This is a genomic window from Enterococcus sp. AZ188, assembly GCF_050544075.1.
GTDB classification, from domain to species: domain Bacteria; phylum Bacillota; class Bacilli; order Lactobacillales; family Enterococcaceae; genus Enterococcus_D; species Enterococcus_D entomosocium.
Window position 1 is genome coordinate 2,034,911 of record NZ_CP172943.1, and the last position, 18,614, is coordinate 2,053,524.

18 protein-coding genes are annotated in these 18,614 nt (G+C 42.9%); 2 read left to right on the top strand and 16 right to left on the bottom strand.

Annotated features, from left to right (window positions below):
• Nucleotides 1-13 precede the first annotated feature (13 nt).
• Together IGI86_RS09565 and IGI86_RS09570 are read right to left on the bottom strand one after the other, a co-directional pair.
• Complete coding sequence (locus tag IGI86_RS09565) at nt 14-1,771, bottom strand: glycoside hydrolase family 35 protein (protein ID WP_008378257.1); 1,758 nt, start codon at nt 1,769-1,771, stop codon at nt 14-16.
• On the bottom strand, nt 1,771-3,783 hold the full coding sequence (locus IGI86_RS09570; protein WP_430617230.1) for a beta-galactosidase: 2,013 nt from the start codon (nt 3,781-3,783) through the stop codon (nt 1,771-1,773). The genes IGI86_RS09565 and IGI86_RS09570 overlap by 1 nt, the downstream gene beginning before the upstream one ends.
• Nucleotides 3,784-3,904: 121 nt before the next feature.
• On the opposite strand from IGI86_RS09570, the gene IGI86_RS09575 reads away from it, so the two are divergent.
• Nucleotides 3,905-4,711, top strand: a complete 807-nt coding sequence (locus IGI86_RS09575) for an AraC family transcriptional regulator (protein WP_008378261.1) — start codon at nt 3,905-3,907, stop codon at nt 4,709-4,711.
• Here the strand turns inward: IGI86_RS09575 and recO are convergent.
• The 9 genes from recO to IGI86_RS09620 all read right to left on the bottom strand — a co-directional run bounded on the left by recO (nt 4,705) and on the right by IGI86_RS09620 (nt 11,976).
• On the bottom strand, nt 4,705-5,478 hold the full coding sequence (gene recO / locus IGI86_RS09580; RefSeq protein ID WP_005235491.1) for a DNA repair protein RecO: 774 nt from the start codon (nt 5,476-5,478) through the stop codon (nt 4,705-4,707). The two genes, IGI86_RS09575 and recO, sit on opposite strands and share 7 nt — an antisense overlap.
• A gap of 93 nt (nt 5,479-5,571) precedes the next feature.
• A complete protein-coding gene (era, locus tag IGI86_RS09585) occupies nt 5,572-6,471 on the bottom strand; it encodes a GTPase Era (RefSeq protein WP_008378264.1) in 900 nt (299 codons plus the stop codon).
• A 35-nt stretch (nt 6,472-6,506) separates the two neighbouring features.
• Nucleotides 6,507-6,896, bottom strand: coding sequence for a diacylglycerol kinase family protein (locus tag IGI86_RS09590; RefSeq protein WP_016612211.1), 390 nt, complete (start codon nt 6,894-6,896; stop codon nt 6,507-6,509).
• Entirely contained in the window at nt 6,880-7,356 is a 477-nt protein-coding gene (ybeY, locus tag IGI86_RS09595) for an rRNA maturation RNase YbeY (RefSeq protein WP_008378268.1), read from the bottom strand. The genes IGI86_RS09590 and ybeY overlap by 17 nt, the downstream gene beginning before the upstream one ends.
• Nucleotides 7,356-9,557 carry an HD family phosphohydrolase gene (locus tag IGI86_RS09600; protein ID WP_016612212.1) on the bottom strand — a complete coding sequence of 734 codons (2,202 nt, stop codon included), beginning with the start codon at nt 9,555-9,557 and terminating at the stop codon, nt 7,356-7,358. Before IGI86_RS09600 ends, ybeY begins: the two co-directional genes overlap by 1 nt.
• A 21-nt stretch (nt 9,558-9,578) precedes the next feature.
• Entirely contained in the window at nt 9,579-10,538 is a 960-nt protein-coding gene (locus IGI86_RS09605) for a PhoH family protein (protein ID WP_016612213.1), read from the bottom strand.
• Between the two features lie 186 nt (nt 10,539-10,724).
• Nucleotides 10,725-11,174 carry a GatB/YqeY domain-containing protein gene (locus tag IGI86_RS09610; protein ID WP_005235483.1) on the bottom strand — a complete coding sequence of 150 codons (450 nt, stop codon included), beginning with the start codon at nt 11,172-11,174 and terminating at the stop codon, nt 10,725-10,727.
• A 33-nt stretch (nt 11,175-11,207) separates the two neighbouring features.
• Complete coding sequence (gene rpsU / locus IGI86_RS09615) at nt 11,208-11,384, bottom strand: 30S ribosomal protein S21 (protein ID WP_002356740.1); 177 nt, start codon at nt 11,382-11,384, stop codon at nt 11,208-11,210.
• A gap of 160 nt (nt 11,385-11,544) precedes the next feature.
• A complete protein-coding gene (locus IGI86_RS09620; protein WP_008378408.1) occupies nt 11,545-11,976 on the bottom strand; it encodes a Fur family transcriptional regulator in 432 nt (143 codons plus the stop codon).
• A 95-nt stretch (nt 11,977-12,071) separates the two neighbouring features.
• Here IGI86_RS09620 and IGI86_RS09625 point away from each other — a divergent pair, with 95 nt between their 5' ends.
• The gene (locus IGI86_RS09625; RefSeq protein ID WP_008378409.1) at nt 12,072-12,959 is read left to right on the top strand and encodes a pyruvate, water dikinase regulatory protein; all 888 of its coding nucleotides are present in this window, start codon (nt 12,072-12,074) and stop codon (nt 12,957-12,959) included.
• Between the two features lie 79 nt (nt 12,960-13,038).
• Here IGI86_RS09625 and thrB read toward each other — a convergent pair whose 3' ends face one another.
• The 5 genes from thrB to IGI86_RS09650 form a co-directional block, all read right to left on the bottom strand.
• Complete coding sequence (thrB, locus tag IGI86_RS09630) at nt 13,039-13,908, bottom strand: homoserine kinase (RefSeq protein ID WP_008378411.1); 870 nt, start codon at nt 13,906-13,908, stop codon at nt 13,039-13,041.
• On the bottom strand, nt 13,905-14,963 hold the full coding sequence (gene thrC, locus IGI86_RS09635; protein WP_016620425.1) for a threonine synthase: 1,059 nt from the start codon (nt 14,961-14,963) through the stop codon (nt 13,905-13,907). The genes thrB and thrC overlap by 4 nt, the downstream gene beginning before the upstream one ends.
• Nucleotides 14,964-14,965: 2 nt before the next feature.
• A complete protein-coding gene (locus IGI86_RS09640; RefSeq protein ID WP_194199642.1) occupies nt 14,966-16,216 on the bottom strand; it encodes a homoserine dehydrogenase in 1,251 nt (416 codons plus the stop codon).
• A gap of 116 nt (nt 16,217-16,332) precedes the next feature.
• Nucleotides 16,333-16,626 (bottom strand): ArsR/SmtB family transcription factor, encoded by a 294-nt coding sequence (locus IGI86_RS09645; protein ID WP_005235473.1) that lies wholly within the window; start codon nt 16,624-16,626, stop codon nt 16,333-16,335.
• A 247-nt stretch (nt 16,627-16,873) separates the two neighbouring features.
• Nucleotides 16,874-18,601 (bottom strand): phospho-sugar mutase, encoded by a 1,728-nt coding sequence (locus tag IGI86_RS09650; protein ID WP_430617231.1) that lies wholly within the window; start codon nt 18,599-18,601, stop codon nt 16,874-16,876.
• Between the last annotated feature and the right edge of the window lie 13 nt (nt 18,602-18,614).

An 18,614-nucleotide genomic window follows, 5' to 3' on the forward strand; every position in this document is an offset into this window, starting at 1 on the left:
TTAATTTGAACTTTTATCCTTCTGGACCTAAATCCGCCTGATCATGAAAGACGATCTCATCAGCGATTTTCCCATCACTTTCAAAAACAATGATCTCATTCATTCCAGTTTTTAAAAACGGCGCCGGGACGTACAAGCGCTGCTGCGGTCCTTTTTCCCAGAAACGGCCGATCATATGACCATTGACTTGGACAAACCCTTTGCCCCAGCCCGGCAATTCGATAAAGGTATCTGCACATTCATCAAAAACACATTCAAAGCGTGAGAAACTTGGTTGGCCTTTTTGCCATTTCCCTTGGAAATCAATGGCATGCAAATTATCCATCGGCAAGGGATAGATTTCCCAGTTGCTTTGGAATGCGCCATTAATGATCACACCGTCTTTAATGCCTTTGTGCTGATGGTTCATTTTAACGGAATAATTGACCCGCCCCATATTCTCCACCAAGATCCCCAACTCGTTTTCTGATTCTGATAGATCGAAACTGTAGGATTGACCGATTTCTCGATCGTAATCGATGCGCAAAAGTTCCTGGTTGATAAACGTATGGGCACGATCCATCGTATTGATCAGACGGTAGTCGGCAATCTTCCGTGCAGGCCCAATCAGTGAGCGATAGTAGATATAACCTGTCGCTTGATTGCAGGCTTCCATCGATAAAGGGTAATTCCTTATGATCGGTTGACTGATCGTGTCGATCGTCGAAAACAAGGAGACTCGTTCTTTCACTGAGAATGTTCCATAAGCTTTTCGCTCAAGTTTCATACTCAAGGGAAACTCAGGAATTTCCGCATAGTCAGCGATCACTTTTTTGAAGGCTTGGTATTTGGCAGTAGGTTCTCCCCATTCTGTCAACAAGGCATCATAATCATAGCTAGTGACATCCGGCGCTAAACGCTCGTAATAGTTTGACCCGTTCATAAAGCCAAAATTGGTCCCGCCATGGAACATATAAATATTGACAGAACCTTCTGCCAAGCAATCCTGAAGTTCCTTTACTGCATCAGCCGTTGATGTTGTATGATGATGGTCATCACCCCAAGCATCAAACCAGCCGATCCAAAATTCCATGACCATCAGTGGCCGTTTTTCTCCGTGAAATCTTCGAAGTTTTTCAAAGTTTTCCTTGATGTTGGAGCCGCAGTTGATCGTTGGCAATGCCAAGTCTTTGATACTGCCGTTTTCTAACATATCGTGCCAAGGTCCGTCAGAGGTCACTAACGGCGTTTCTACACCCTGTTGCCGCATCGCAGCCACCATTTTCCGCAAATACTCTTTATCATTGGCGTAGCTGCCGTATTCATTTTCTACTTGCATCATTAAAATCGGACCGCCTTGGGTGATCTGCAGATCCCGCACTTGTGGAAACAAATGGGCGAAATAACGAGTGATTTTTTCCATAAATGGTGGATAATCAAACCGAAGCTTCATCATAGGATCTTGCAATAGCCAATAAGGCAACCCACCAAATTCCCACTCCGCACAAATATAAGGTGCTGGTCGCAAAATCACATAAAGCCCTACTTCTTGTGCCGTTTGGATAAATCGCCGCAAATCAAGGATCCCCTCAAACTGATAGACACCTTCTTGTGCTTCATGGAGATTCCAAGGAACATAGGTTTCCACTGTATTACAGCCCATCAAGCGTAGCTTCTCTAAACGATCTTGCCAATATTCAGGAACGACACGAAAATAGTGGATCGCTCCAGAGATCACTTTAAACGGCTTGTTGTCTAAATAAAAGTCATCTTCAATAGCAAAAGTTCGCATCAGTTACGCTCCTCTTTGACGATATAGGTGGTGTACTGTGCCAGTTTCGTTTCTGAAGAAAGAACCTCACCCGTCAGGAGATCCGTTTCTCCGACGAAAATTTCTGGTAAAGGCTGTGCTTCTTCGTGGAAATTGATGATAACGAAGAATTTCGCCTCTGCATTTTCACGACAGGCAACTTCTAGTTTTGTTGCTTCCTCGATCACTGGGGTGATATCGTTTTCTTCGACAATCGTTTTGAAAAGCTGATCTTGCAGCTGATCTTCCAACTGTCCACCAAAGTAATAGACGGTGCCATCGCCAAACATATTTTTCGTCACTGCCGGCATTCCTGCATAGAAATTGCTTCTGTAATGCGCTAGCGCTTCGGCGGTTTCTAAATGGATCAAATCGCTGACTAAATTACTGGTTCCTGTCAGTTCTTCATTGACTAAGGAAACGCCGTTTGATTGTTCTGGGGCTAATGCATCGATTTCTTCCACCCAGATGCCAGCTAACTCCCGCAATGGCCCAGGATAGCCCCCTAAGTGAACGTTGTCAGATTGATCAACGATACCGCTCATATACGTGGTAAGTAAAGAACCACCTTGTTTGACGAAATCAGTGAGCCGCTCTTGCATTCCTTCTTTGATCATGTAGAGAACAGGTGCTGCGACTAATTTGTATTTTGATAAGTCAGCATCCACGGGAACCAAGTCGACGGCAATATTTTGTTCATGAAAATAACGATAGTAGCGATGGATCTGTTCTACATACTTCAGATCAACGGTCGGACCACTCGTATATTCTAATGCCCAATAATTGTCCCAATCGAAAATCACGGCAACCTGTGATTGAGTTTGCGTCCCAATAATGTCTGAAAGCTGCGCTAATTCAGCACCAAGAGCTGCCGTTTCTCGGAAAACTCGCGTGTCTTCATGACCGACATGTTCGATAACAGCTCCATGGAATTTCTCACAAGCACCGATGGAACGTCGCAATTGGAAATATTGGATCGTGTCCGCCCCATGAGCGATCGTTTGGTAGCTTTGCGCCCGCATTTGTCCCGGTTTTTTTAATGAGTTATAGGGTTGCCAGTTTTGTTGAGAGGGTGTTTGTTCCATCAGCATAAAGGGCTGTTGTTTCAAGCCGCGCATTAGATCATGTGTCATGGCTACTAAACTCCATGGCGTATTATACGCTGGATAATTATCCCACGAAATAAGGTCCATTTCCTTCGCCCACTTGAAATAATCCAGTCCTTTAAAGGTTCCCATCAAATTCGTTGTAATCGGTGTCGTGGGATCGATTTTCCGAATAGCGTCCCGCTCCATCATATAGTTTTTTAAAAGGCTATCCGAGTTGAAGCGTCGGTAGTCAATAGAAATTCCTGCAAATGCCGTCTTGTCATAGCCGATTCCTTCTGACAGCGCATTTGGCAGAACGATTTCATCCCATTCATATACAGTATGACCCCAAAATTCCATATTCCAGGCTTTATTCAGTGCTTCGATCGTTTGATATTTATCCTTTAGCCAAACACGAAACGCTTTTTCACAGTTGTCGCAATAACATTCGCCGCCGTATTCATTATTGATGTGCCAACAAGTCACTTGTGGATTTTCGCCGTAACGTTCGGCTAATTTCGTTGCCAGACGTTCTGCGTATTTTTGATAAACCAAACTATTGGGACAGGCATTATGCCGTTGCCCAAACTTATGATGGCGTCCATCATAATCGGTGCGAGCGACTTCCGGATACTTCTTAAACATCCAAGCTGGCAAAGCGGCTGTGGAAGTGGCTAAGACGATGTCGAAGCCCTCCGTACTTAATTTTTCGATGATTTGATCCAATTCCTCAAAATCATAACAATTTTCAGAGGGTTGGATCTTTGCCCATGAAAAAACATTGACGGTCGCGCTATTGATACTTGCTTTTTTAAAGATCCGAATGTCTTCTTCCCAAATCTCTTTCGGCCACTGATTTGGATTATAATCGCCGCCGAATAGAATTCGATCAAAAAATTTTGTCATATAAGTGAACGCTCCTTTAAAATAAAATGATTTCTACTCTCTTATTGTAAGGCTTTTCATTTTGTTGTAGTATAATACATGAAACACTATTTTATAACTTTTCGAAACATGGAGGTTGAACATGCCTATTTATTTTTATCAAACAAACCAGCAGTTGCCTTTGTCGCTTGAAAGTATCGGAAACGATTGGCCACAAGATGACGTTGTTCGTCTCGATGGCTACCCTTACTTTCATTGGCTGCAGACAGAACAAGGAGAAGGTCGCGTCACCTTTGGTCAAGAATCCTTTATTTTACGTCCCAGTGAAGGCATCTTGATTTTCCCTTTCACTCCTCATCGCTACTATCCCTTATCAGATTGGAAAACCTCCTTCGCTACCTTTCAAGGACCTTTGGCAGCTGAGATATTAAAACAATTTACAAGTCAACCTTATCTTTTAGTTGAAGAGTCTAAAACTTTTTCCTATATGACTTGGATCAAACAACGCATTAAAGAAGACCAAAAAATAAGCTGGGATCCGTTACGGGCTTCTAGTGAGTGTTATCGTTTTTTGCTGGCGATCATGCAAGAGCGCTCTGGGAATCCAACCGAAAAACACCCCTTGTTTCAACAATATCTGGTCCCTGTTATACAAGAAATCGAAACCAATTATGATCAGGCGATCACGATCAAAAAATTGGCTGGTTTAGTCTATGTTTCGCCTCAATATCTCTCTCGGTTGTTCCAGCGTTTTTTAGGACAATCCACCGCCCAATACTTATTAAACTATCGCATGACCCGTGCCAAAGAGCTTTTGGTGGCACAGCCGGATCTGCCCATTCAGCAAGCCGCTTTTGCTGTAGGGTTTCAGGATGCGAGTCACTTTACCGCATTATTCAAAAAAAGAGTCGGCTTAACTCCATTGAAGTTTCGCCAACTCTATCATTGATTTTTCGGTTTTAAGACGTCTTGCCATTGCCCCATCTGATCGATAAACTTCTTACTTTTTAAATGAATGCCCACATATTCATCATACAATAGATCGATCACTTGTCGAATCGCTGCTTTCGTTTCTGGCTTTAATTTGATCGAAGCAATCTGCTCGTAGGATATTTGCGAAAATAAGCGAATAAAATGGATCGCACGAGAATCCGCATGATAGCGACGTTCGTCCATCCCCCAGTGTTGTTCGCATAAAATACCGCTATACTTTGAGGAATAGTCAAACCGACCGTCGGTTTTTCCGCAGATGGCACAATGGGTCCAATTCGGAGTGATCCCGAAACGGTGCAAAATCTGGATCTCAAAGATATTGGTGATGATCTCTGCGTCGTTCCCTTGATCCATTAAGTGCAATGCCTCATGTAAAAATTGGTATAGATGTGGGTCATAGACCCGATCATCGATAGCAGAATCAGCCAAATTCAACAAGTAGGTCGCATAACCAGCAATAAAAATATCACTTTGGATCGTACGAAAAGGATGGATGTCTTTGGCATTGTTTAAAAAGGACAAGCCTTCCGTTTTGATGGTTCCCATGTAGGTGGCTTCAGTATAGGAGAGCAACGCTGGTGCCAAGGGGTTATTTTTCCGATGAGCACCCTTGACATAAAACATTTGCTTCCCGGCAGATTCCGTAAAGATTTTGACTAGCTTGTCTTTTTCTTTATGGTCCTTTGAAAAAAGCAAAATTCCTTTTGTTTCAACAAGATTCATCGTCGCACCTCATTTCTTGAAAAAAACTGATCCAGTTCGCTAACTGCATCAGTTTTTCCTCTTTAAAGCAGACCGTGATGGATCTGCCTTTCCTTAATACTCATCTTTACGATAGCCGTAATCCGTTAAGAAGGTTTGCTTGTCGCGCCAATCTTTTTGAACTTTCACCCATAATTCCAAGAAGACTTTGTCATCTAGTAAGTGTTCAATATCTAGACGGGCTTTCGTCCCGATCTGCTTCAGCATTTTACCGCCTTTACCGATGATAATGCCTTTTTGGCTGTCACGTTCGACAATGATCGTCGCTTGAATATGCACCTTATCATTATGATCTCGTTTCATGGAGTCAACGACGACCGCTACCGAGTGAGGCACTTCATCTCTGGTCAGCAGCAAGACTTTTTCCCGTACCAGCTCGGAAACGATAAAGTATTCCGGATGGTCAGTGATTTGATCTTCTGGGAAATACTGAGGACCTTCAGGCATTTCATCGACCAATAGTTTCATTAGCGTTTCGAAATTATTGCCTTCCGTTGCAGAAATCGGTACGATCTCGGCAAAGTCCATTTGTGAGGAGTAATCTTCAATGATTGCCAATAAAGCATCCGGATGGACTTTATCAATTTTATTGATCACTAGGAAAACCGGCGTCTGGCTTTGACGCAACCGTTCGATGATAAAATCATCACCCTTGCCGCGCTTTTGATCGGCACTGATCATAAATAGTGTCACGTCAACTTCACGAAGTGCGCTATAGGCGGTTTCCACCATAAAATCGCCTAGACGGTGTTTGGGTTTATGGATCCCTGGTGTATCGATAAAGATCAGCTGTGCGTCATCTGTCGTATAGACCCCTTGGATTTTATTACGAGTCGTTTGCGCCTTGTCACTCATGATAGCGATTTTTTGTCCTACAACTCGATTTAGTAGTGTGGATTTCCCAACATTTGGCCGTCCGACGATCGCAACGAAGCCTGATTTGTGTGTTGTCATTGTTGTTCCCCTTTATCTTGTGGTTTTAGTGCGTATCAGAAGAGCTGCAGTAATTTTGGCAAGAAGATGATCGCTGCGACCACTAATGCAAAAACTGCGGTCATCAGCACAGCACCAGCTGCCATATCTTTGATTTTTTTCCCGATTGGATGGAAATGAAAGTCCGTAAACATGTCAACGACATTCTCAAAGACTGTATTGATGATCTCCACGATCCAGACCAAGAAAACGGCTAACAGCAGCCAAAGCCATTCCATTTGATTCAAACGGAAAATAAAACCTGCAATGATCGCAACGATGCCTAACCCAACATGTTTACGCATATTACGTTCCTCTTTAAAGACGGTTTTTATACCGGTGAAAGCAAATTCGATTGACGAGATAAACTGTTTATTTTTCCCAATATTCTTATCTTTTGAGTCCATAGGCATCCAGTATTTCCTTTTGCAATCCAAACATTTCCTTTTCATCTTCTGGTGTCATATGATCATAGCCATTGATATGCAAGAAACCATGCAGCGCCAAGAAACCAAGTTCCCGATCATAGGTATGCCCATATTCAGCAGCTTGTTCCTTTGCCCGTTCTATGGAGATCATAATGTCTCCTAGATCACGAGGCATCTCTTCAAGGGCTTCGTCAAAAATAATCGGCATCTCCTCCGCCGTTTCTTCTTCGAAGGCAAAACTGATGACATCTGTCGGCATATCTTTGCCGCGATACTCCCGATTGATTTCTTGGATGGCTGCATTGTCCATAAACGTGACGGACATTTCCGTATCCTCTGGAAGGTCTAAATGTCCTGCAGCAAATTGCAGAAGTCCTTCGATCTCTTTGATCTTCGTTTCCCCCACTGAATTTGTCTCATCTAAAAAGGTAATCTCCATTAGCGCTCTCTTCTTTCTTGTTCTTCTTTCATTTTCTCTGCTTCCGATTTCATTTTTGGGTATTTGATCCGTGAATGGAAGGTACTGCATAGTCCGTTGACCAGTGATTTTTCAATCATCCGGATTTCTTTCAACGTTAGTCCCGTTTCATCTAATTGACCGTCTAAGATCCGATCATTGATGAGATTCGCAACAAATTCTTGAATTTTTTGATTGGTCGGATTTTCCATCGCTCGAACAGCTGCTTCACAACTGTCAGCGATACTCACGACACCCGCTTCTCGTGTCTGCGGTTTTGGCCCAGGATAACGGAAATCTTCTTCTGTCACCTCGGGATTACGCTCTTGAGCTTTTACATAGAAATAACGCATCAGAGTTGTGCCATGGTGTTGACGGCAAATATCGATCACCATCCGCGGCATTTTGGCTTCTTCGAGAATTTCCGCTCCGTCGATCACGTGACCGAAGATGATTTGTTTGCTGTCTTCCGGCAGCAAAAAATTATGCGGGTTTTCGGCACCAGCAGGTAAATTTTCTACGAAGAAATTGGCATGTTTGACTTTGCCAATATCATGGTAATAACAAGCCACGCGGGTCAGTAAGCTTTGCCCACCGATCTCGGCGACGGCATTGGCGCTAAGATTAGCAACCATCATACTGTGATGATAGGTCCCTGGTGCTTCTTCCAGCAACTGCTTCAATAACGGGTGGTTCGGGTTACTCAATTCATTCAACACGATCATACTTTCATCCGTTACCAATAATTCGATATATGGATGCAGCCCCATCGTCAGCAAATAGCTAAGAAGCGAGCCGGCCAATCCACAGACGAGTGTTGTCCACGTATTGCCGCGGGCCAAATCCATTCCTTGGAAAATGACCAACATGATGCTTAAGAGTAATGGGAAAACGATCACCCACATGACTGCGATTTTCCCTTGACTGGCGATACGTGCTCGTTTGATCATCGTCCCCATCAACCCAGAGAAGAGATAGGTCACTAAAACAGTCGTCAACAAGTTGGTCCCACTGGAATCAAAGTAAATGAAGAGTGCACTGACCACTTGGAAAATCGCGGCTAATATCCCTAAACGTCTGCTGGAGAAAATGCTTAGAATCAGCGGTGTAAAGGCTGCTGGGAAAAAGAGCGGGATAAAGGTCACTAATTCTGATTGGAACAGTTGGAAAAATTTCATGATCAAGATACTGAATGCCATCGCCAAAATATAAAAAGTGACGGCGTTCATTCGCTTTTCAACATCTTTTGTCTGTCTTGTATAATAAAACAGCATGAGCATTTGTAAGCAGGTCGCTAAAACTAAGGCGATTAATGGAAAAACTGAGAAGGTCTGATTGGTCATTCCTAAAAGCTGCAGCTTTTCCAATGCGTTGGCATCGATCTGTGATCCTTCACGAACAATGATCTCCCCTTGATAGATCATTACCGGTGGAACAGCATCCATGGCGGTTTGTCTCGCTTCTTCCGTCCGCTTTTCATTGGGAATATCATTGACGACGATTCCTTGATTGACAATGAAGCGTAAAACGGACGCCATATCCGAAGTAACATCTAGAAATTGGATCTTGTCTTCCGCCTCTGAGCGGAAAGTACTGAGTTCTGTTTGACGGATCTGTTTGGCCATTTGCTCGTCTACTAGCTGCAACGCATAGGTTCGTACCGTATTCAATTCATCGGTACTTAATGAAAACAATGTCGACAAAAAATTATTCGTCAATGACTGATAGAAATCAAGTTCATCATCACTCATTTTTTCAAACTCTTTTTTTAAGGCTGCGATGTATTCATCCGTACTCGGTTTAGGGATATTTTCATCCTCATCCGCCTCAGCAACTTCTTTTGCATGTGTCTCATCCGTTGATTTTTTGACTGAATCAACTAAGTCAAAAAGGTGGTCGATGCGATCGTGCTGTGTCTGCGCTAGAGTATCCTGATAGGTGTACTCTGGCGGAACCGCTTCTGCTGCCAATTTGCGTTTTTGTTCCGTTGCAGTAGTGTTTTCGATCGTTTTATTGGCACGAATGTTTTCTTCCGCCACCTGGCCTTCGCTATAATCGACATTATTCTGTTTGACACTGGTGTACATGATACCAATCGAAAAAAGAAAGAAGAGAAACATCAAAACTGGTAAATAAAACTTCCCGAGTCTTTCTCTAAGTTTCCGTAGTGGTTGAATGATCATAGTTCTCCTCCTGAAAGACGATCAGCGCTTGTCTTTAAGATCTGCTTCTTCATAAGCTCGAATGATATCGGCCACAACTGGGTGCCGCACCACATCTCCTGCTTCAAAATTAGCAAAAGCAATTTTAGGGATCTCCTGCAACGTTCGCTCCGCATGGATCAAACCGCTTAAAGTCCCTTTTGGCAAGTCGATCTGACTCGTATCGCCATTGACGATCATTTTGGAGTTGAATCCTAAACGCGTCAGAAACATTTTCATTTGAGCGATCGTCGTATTTTGCGCTTCATCTAAAATGACAAAGGCATCTTCTAGCGTACGTCCACGCATATATGCCAATGGTGCGATCTCAATGACGCCTCGTTCCATCAGACGGTTCGTATGATCCATCCCGAAAATTTGATACAACGCATCATAAACCGGTCGCAAGTAAGGATCGACTTTTTCTTTCAAATCGCCTGGCAGAAAGCCAAGGTTCTCTCCTGCTTCAACCGCGGGCCGTGTCAAAATAATCTTTTGCACTTGACCTTTCTTTAAAGCAGCGATCGCCATTACGACGGCCAGAAAGGTTTTTCCGGTTCCGGCTGGTCCGACCCCAAAGACCACATCATGTTTACGGACAGCTTCGATATATTTCTTTTGACCGGCATTTTTTGCCCGAATCGGTTTCCCATTACGGTCCTTGATGATTTCTTCTTCATACATATCTTTGAAATAATCAAGACTGCCTTTGTTTACCATGTTCAAAGCTGTGATCACATCAGGAGTACTGATATTGATGCCTCGTTTGATCAACTCTTGCAACGCTCGGATCACGGATTGTGCTTTTTCTGTAGCTTCCGCTTCGCCGACGATTTGGATCAGCTCCCCACGAGTGTGAATGACTGTCCCCGTCGAGTCTTCAATGATTTTAATGTTCTTATCGTGAGCACCTAAGAGTAAACGAACGTCATCGTTCTCACTAAGTGTTATCTCGATCGTCATAGTTTTGTCTGTCAAATATGTTACAGCTCCTTTTTTGGCGTTCTTATTAATAATAACATAAGATGGAAAAAAGAAAAATTACTTATAAAGTCCAAGGGTAGTTTCCTTTTTGTCCTTATGCTTTTTTTAAGTTTTTGAAATCAGAAAAAAAGCCGCGAGCATGTCATCCATACTCGCGGCGTGAGCTTACATTTGATCCAATAATTCTTTAACGATCGCATTGACTTGATTGCCGTCTGCTTTGCCTTTGACTTGCGGCATTACAGCACCCATCACTTTTCCAAATTCTTTGGAAGAAGAAGCACCAGTCTTTTCAATCGCTCCAGCAACGATTTGGCGGATTTCCGCTTCATCAAGTTGTGCTGGCAAATATTTTTCAACAACTGCAATTTCAACTTTGACTTTCTCAGCTAGATCATTTCGGTCAGCTTTCTCAAACTCATGTAAAGAGTCCCGACGTTGCTTCATCTCACGAGATAAAACGGTCAACTCTTCTTCTTCATTCAAGTCAGAACCTTTTTTGATCTGCTCATTTTGAATTGATGCTTTCAACATGCGGATCACCTGCAAGGTTTCCTTGTCTTTGGCTTTCATCGCTGTCTTCATGTCATCATTCAGTGTACTTAGTAGTGTCACACTACCAGCTCCAATTCTCAAAACAGTAGAAAATTAGAATTTTTTGCGTTTTCTAGCTGCTTCAGATTTTTTCTTACGCTTTACGCTAGGTTTTTCGTAAAATTCACGTTTACGAGATTCCTGTAAAGTACCCGCTTTTGACACGGAACGTTTGAAGCGACGAAGAGCATCGTCAAGTGATTCGTTTTTGCGAACGACTGTTTTTGACATGTAAATTCCCTCCCTCCGAGCTTAAAAAGTAACCGTAGTTGTTATTGAAATAAAATCCCAAAAAACACGACTGTCCTTTAAAAATTATAGCTAACCCCTGAAAAAGTGTCAAGGCATTCTGTTAAAAAAGTCTTCGATACTGTCAAGTTTGTTTGGGTTTTCATTGACATTCTTCACAACGACCCAAAATCTCGAAGCGATGACCCTCGATCAAACAACCGGGAAGCTGTTCTTGAAAGAAGTCCATTGGGCAAATATGCAGTTCTTTTGTTTTGCCACAAACCGTGCAAATAAAGTGATGGTGATGATGGTCTTCTAATTCTGCACAACAGTTATAGCGAAACTTCATCTCACCGTTCAGTTCTGTTTCTTCTAAAATACCGATCTCAGAAAAATCGTGCAAATTCCGGTAGATCGTATCATAACTCAAGCCAGGGTACTTTTCCGACATGTATTCGTGAATTTCTTTTGCCGGTAAATAGCGATTGCGTTTCACTAAATAGGTAATGATCGCTTCTCTTTTTTTCGTATTTTTAAAGCCATTTTCTTTCAACGTTGTCATGGCATGCTCTATGAGCGTTTGATTTTTCATCGTAGACCCTCCTGATAAATCAAAATCATTCCGATTCTATCAATCTTAAGTATGGTATAATGAAATCAATAAAAAAGCAAGAGAGGATTTTTCTTATGAAGCCAAATGAACCAGAACAACTAGACTTGCAAGAAAAATTGCAAACCAGTGCTGCAGTGACGATGTTCGTTTTGTCGGACTCTGCCGGTGAAACAGCATCGAAGCTTGCCCAAGCGACAATGGCACAGTACCCCAGCGTCGAATTTAACCTTTTTAGACGCACATTTATCCACACGAAAGAGCACTTGATCAAAGCATTATCAGATGCTAAGAAACACAATGCCATTATTCTTCACACTTTGATCAAAGAAGAACTCGTGGATTTGACGAATCATTTTTGTGAAGAAGCGGATCTCTATCATTTCGACGTATTAACACCGCCTGTCAGTGAAGTGGCACGCCGCACTGGAGTAGCACCTTCACGAGAGCCAGGGGCTTTGCACCACCTGAACGAAAATTATTTCAAACGCATCAAAGCCATGGAATTTGCGGTCATGTACGATGACGGAAAAGACCCTCGTGGCTTCTTGGAAGCAGATGTCGTGTTACTAGGGGTTTCTCGAACCTCAAAAACACCGTTGAGTCTATTTTTAGCGAACAAAAACTTAAAAGTCGCTAATTTGCCTTTGGTTCCACAAGCCCACATCCCGAAACAGCTCTGGGAAATCGATCCGAAAAAAATCGTCGGGTTAACAAACGATCCGAATGTGTTAAACAGTATCCGCAAAGAACGGATGCGTTCTTACGGCCTGAACCCTGACTCTGCATATTCCGATATTGAAAAAATCAAAGCGGAGCTGACGTTTGCTAATGATCTTTATGAGAAATTAGGTTGTGTCGTGATCAATGTCGCTTCCCTTTCCATCGAAGAAACCGCCTCAATGATTTTAAATGCATTAAACTTAGAAGACCATAGCTATTACACTTCAGAGACAAAAGACTGATAACGATAACGCAATAAAAAAAGATGAACAGACTGCCGTCTGCTCATCTTTTTTAGAATATCTATCATTTCAAAGTTTTTTAAAAAACTTGCAGCCCTTCACGATCGATTTGTAATTGTTCGATATACGCATTGCTCTCCAAGGCATGTAAAAGTTTTGAGATTCGTTCTGCCCGTTCCTCTGGGACGATCGCTAAGACCGTTGGTCCAGCGCCGCTTAAGAAACAGCCATAGCCGCCTTCTTCTTCGCAAATCTGGCGAATGGTCGACAAGTGTGGCACAAGCTTTTCCCGATAGGCTTCATGAAAGCGATCCTGCTGCATCAATTTCCCTGCAAGAGGCAGATTGCCATTGATGACCGCTGCGATCATCACGTTGGCGATCGCACTGGCCTCAACTGCTTGCTCGTGAGAAAGTGTTTGCGGCAAGACTTGACGACTTGCTTCAGTCAAAAGTTCTTCATGAGGAATATAGGCAATGATCTCGCACTCTGGAAAATGATGCTTTACTAAATACGTATGCTTGTGCTGATGGTCATAAGCAGCAACTGCAAAATCTCCATAGATCGCTGGTCCAACATTGTCAGGATGCCCTTCAATGGCAGTTGCGATCTCAAGCTTTTGTGCTGCACTCAGATTCATGTGTGCCATTCGGTTGGCTAGTTCAATACCAGCGACGATCACCGAGGAACTACTGCCTAAGCCTCGTGCCAAAGGAATATCCGAACTCATACGGATCTTCAGGGGTTTCATGTCTGGTGCTAATTTTAGTGCCACACGCAAAAGTAAGTTAGTTTCATCGTTTGGGATCTCTGAGCCTAGCTCATGGATGATCTCCCATGTATCGTTTTCTTTTAAAACTTCGATGAACAAATACTTTGACAGGGCAATCCCGCAGGAATCAAAACCAGGCCCTAAATTCGCACTGGTTGCAGGAACGCGGATCTTCATAACTTGGCAACTCCTTCACGAAGATGCTGACGCATTTCTTCTAAATCACTCATTTTATTGATCGTAACTTCCGTTGCTTTAATCGCTGTATCAGGATCTTTCAGCCCGTTTCCAGTAAAGACGGCAACGACAGTTTCACCTGGTTTGATTTTCCCTGCTTTCACGTGCTGGATGACACCAGCCAGCGAGGCAGCAGAGCCTGGTTCAATAAACACACCATCTTGCGCAGCAATTTTACGATACGCATTCAAAATTTCCTCATCGGTTACTGCATCGATGTATCCTTTTGATTCATCACGAGCGGCTTCTGCCAACTGCCAGCTGGCTGGATTGCCGATACGAATCGCTGTAGCGATGGTTTCCGGCTGTTCAATGACTTCCCCACGAACGATGGCAGCCGCACCTTCTGCCTCAAACCCATGCATTCTTGGCAACGTGGTGCCTTTTTTCTCATGCCATTCTTTGAATCCTTTCCAATAAGCCGAGATATTCCCAGCATTACCAACTGGAATTGCAAGAACATCAGGCGCCTGTCCTAGCTGTTCGCATACTTCAAAGGCAGCTGTTTTTTGTCCTTCTAAACGATAAGGATTGACAGAGTTCACTAATGCCACAGCTTCTGTTTTCGCAATATCCCGGACTGCTTTTAACGCTTCATCAAAGTTTCCTGGAATCGAAATGATGTCCGCTCCATAAACGATCGCTTGCGCCAGTTTCCCCATAGCGATCTTGCCTTCTGGAATGACGACATAAGCTTTGATTCCCGCTCTGGTCGCATAAGCGGCTGCGGCTGCACTAGTATTTCCTGTCGAGGCACAAACGATCGCTTTCGCGCCTTCTTCCACTGCTTTTGCCACCGCCATCACCATGCCGCGGTCTTTAAATGAGCCTGTCGGATTCAGGCCTTCGTATTTTCCATACAATTGGATCCCTAATTCATTTGAAAGACTTGGTAATGGAATCAGAGGTGTATTTCCTTCAGCCAGCGACAATGCTGGGGTATTTTCATTAACTGGGAGATATTCTTTGTATTGATGCAATAATCCTTGATACATGTTTATTCCTCCATCACTTTCATTATTTGCACGTTTTGCGTATTCGCGTATGCCTTGAGTGCTACTGTTAGTTCCTTTTCACTGATTGGCTTCGTGATTCCAGCTATTCGTTGGCTTGCTTCATCAAATGCTGTGTGCTTTGATTCAAACCATTCTGGGAAAGAAGCTGCATTAAGGTCTTTACTTGAAAAGGAAACATAGTGTTGCACAGGAACTTCTTGTACCGAAGCCAATGCTGTTTCTTTTTCAAAGGTTAAAAAAGGTTCAACGATCCCGAATGTTTTGTTTTTAGCCAATACCGTCAAATCGGCAACCACACTAGTGGCTGTCGGACGCGATCCAGCCCCTGGTCCATAAACCATCGACTGATCAATTCCGTCGCTTTTGATAAAAATACCATTGAACTCATTTTGGATCGTCGCCAAGGCGTGGTTTTTTGGCACTAACACCGGCCCAACCGATACAGTAAGGGAACCGTCATCAGTCTTTTGAGCTGCGCCAATCAATTTCACTTCATAGCCAAAAGCTTGTGCCTGCTTAATATCTTCTACAGCTAATCCGCGAATACCTTTTGTTGCAACATCTGCAACGTCGATTGTTTTCCCAAAAGCAAATTTGGTCAGAATCACCATTTTATAAGCCGCATCGATACCGTCAACATCATTGGTAGGATCTGATTCGGCAAAACCTTTTACTTGAGCTTGTGACAACGCATCTTCATAGGTCATGCCATCTTCCGTCATTTTCGTCAGCATATAATTGGTCGTCCCATTGACGATGCCAAAAATTCCTGTGATGGTATCAGGTAGATAGTGGGTGCTCAATGTGCGCAAAATCGGAATTCCTCCCCCCACACTGGCTTCATAATAAAGAGAAACACCGGCTTTTTCAGCAATTGCCAGCAGTTCAGGTCCATGGGTGGCAATCAAATCTTTATTTGCCGTCACAACATGCTTTTTATTTTCTAAAGCAGCTGAAATAAACGCTTTTGCCGGATCGATCTTCCCGATCAATTCCACAATTACGTCGATGGTCTCATCTTCAAACAACTCATTTGCCTCATTCGTCAAAGCAAACCCATACTTAGCTGCTAACGCAGACTTATCCTCATAAGGCGAAGCTAATGCTTTCGTGATTTGTACACTGACTCCTGTGCGTGCTAGAATGGCTTCTTTTTGCTCTGCCAGCACTTGGCATACCCCGCTGCCGACAACACCCATTCCTAATAATCCAATGTTCAATTGCTTACCCATAATGCCCCCTAACTGAAAACGTTATTAAAAACCGTTCATCTAATTTTAATATTTCCACTAGCATACCAAAAACAATAAGAAAAAACTAGGACTTTTGAGAAATTCTCGCCCTAGTTTTAACGGTGATGGATATGTTCGAATGTTTTTTGCAAAATATCCACAACATGTTTGTCATCAAGACTATAAAGGATGGTTTTTCCTTGTCTTTCCGACTTTACGATCCGATTATCTTTCAATAGTTTCAACTGATGAGAGACTGCTGATTGTTCCATATGTACTTGTTCCGCGATTGAAGTGACATTGCGTTCACCCTCTTGAAGGGACAACAAAATTTTTAATCTGGTCGGATCACTAAGCATCTTAAAAATCTGCGTTACTTGCTGAATTTCCTCTAATTTAGGCGGAGTCATCGCGCCACATCCTCTCTTATTTCCTTTTGCATTTTAGCCCTTGATAGACGGCTTGTCAATCAGCGGCCGCCAAACAAGGAGAAGTAATTAAATAAAAGACAAGAATAGATCCAAGTGTCAGAAAATTCCCTTTAGAAGCTTAGGTCCCTCAACAACTGTTCGTTGAGGGAAACAAATGCTTCTTTTTCTACCACTCGGATCATTCAGTCAAATTGCAATTTTTTGATTATGAAGGCAGCAGATGACTTTATTCACCTGTGATTTCTTCAATCGCTGCTTGCAGATCAGCAATTTTTTGTTCTGCTGCTTCTGCCGTTTCGCCTTTTACACCAATATAAAACTTGATTTTCGGTTCGGTCCCAGAAGGACGAACCGCAATCCAGCTTTCATCTTCCAAGGTGTATTTCAAAACATCAGAAGGCGGTGTGGTCATTTTTTGTTGGTGACCATCTAAGCCCACACGAGTCAAAAGTTTAAAGTCTTCTGTTTGTACGACAGGGGTTCCTGCGAAGACAGAAGGTGCTTTTTCACGGAAAGTCTTCATCAAGGCAGCAATCTTAGTTGCCCCTTCCATGCCGCTCATCGTTACAGAAATCGTTTTTTCTGCATAATAACCGTACTCTTCAAAAATATCTTGCAGACCGTCATACAATGTTTTGTTTGATTGTTTGTAAAAAGCAGCCACTTCTGCTAATAAAACGAGCGCTTGGATCGCGTCCTTGTCCCGTACGAATGGTTTTACTAAGTAGCCATAGCTTTCTTCAAAGCCAAACATAAAGGTTTGAGAATGGTCTTTTTCAAATTGTTGGATTTTTTCGGCAATAAATTTAAAGCCGGTCAATACATTGATCATATCCACATCGTAGGATTTAGCGATCGCTGTTGGCAATTCACTAGAAACGATCGATTTTAAGACTGCTGCATTTTCTGGCAATGTCCCAGCTGTTTTATGGGCTTCTAAAATGTAACGGATCATCAATGCGCCTAACTGATTACCTGTCAACACTTGGTAGTTGCCATCTGGCATTCTTACTGCAGCTCCTAAGCGATCGGCATCTGGATCTGTTGCGATCAACAGGTCAGCACCTTCTTTTTCTCCTAAAGCAATCGCATATTCAAAGGCAGAGTGCTCTTCTGGATTCGGTGATTTTACTGTACTGAAATTTGGATCAGCAACCGCTTGAGAAGGTTCAGTAATGAATTGTTGGAAACCAGCTTGTTTCAACGCTTTCTCCCCAAGCATCCGCCCTGTTCCGTGAAGTGGTGTATAGACAAGTTTCAAATCTTTGCCCACCGTATCGATCAATTCTTGATCGATCGTGACTTCTTTGATCTCTTTCAGATAGGCAGTATCGATTTCTTCGCCAATAATAGAGATCAAGCCGCTGTTTTTGGCTTCTTCTTCACTTAAAACAGGGATCTCTAACGGATTTTCAATTTCCCGAACGAATTTTGTCAATGCATCCGCATCTGCTGGTGGCATTTGTCCACCATCTTCCCCATATACTTTGTAGCCATTGTATTCGGCTGGATTGTGAGAAGCTGTGATCATGATTCCAGTAAAGGTTTTTAAGTAACGCACAGCAAAAGATAATTCTGGCGTCGGACGTAAGCTTTCAAAGACGAAGGCTGGAATATCGTGTTTTGCCAATGTTTTTGCCGCTTCCATCGCGAACTCAGGTGAAAAATGACGGGAATCATAGGCGATCGCTACGCCACGACGTCTTGTTTCAGGATCTTGTGTATCCATAAAGCGAGCCAATCCTTCGGTTGCTTGACGAATCGTATAAATATTCATCCGATTGATACCAGGTCCTAAAATTCCTCGCATACCGGCAGTTCCAAATTCCAAAGGCATATAAAAAGCGTCTTCTAACATCGCAGGATCTGCTTCTAATGCGGTCAATTGTTCTTTTAATTGTGGATCTAAGTGTTCACTGTTTTTCCATTGATTAAATGTTTGTTCCCATGCCATAAAATAACCTCTC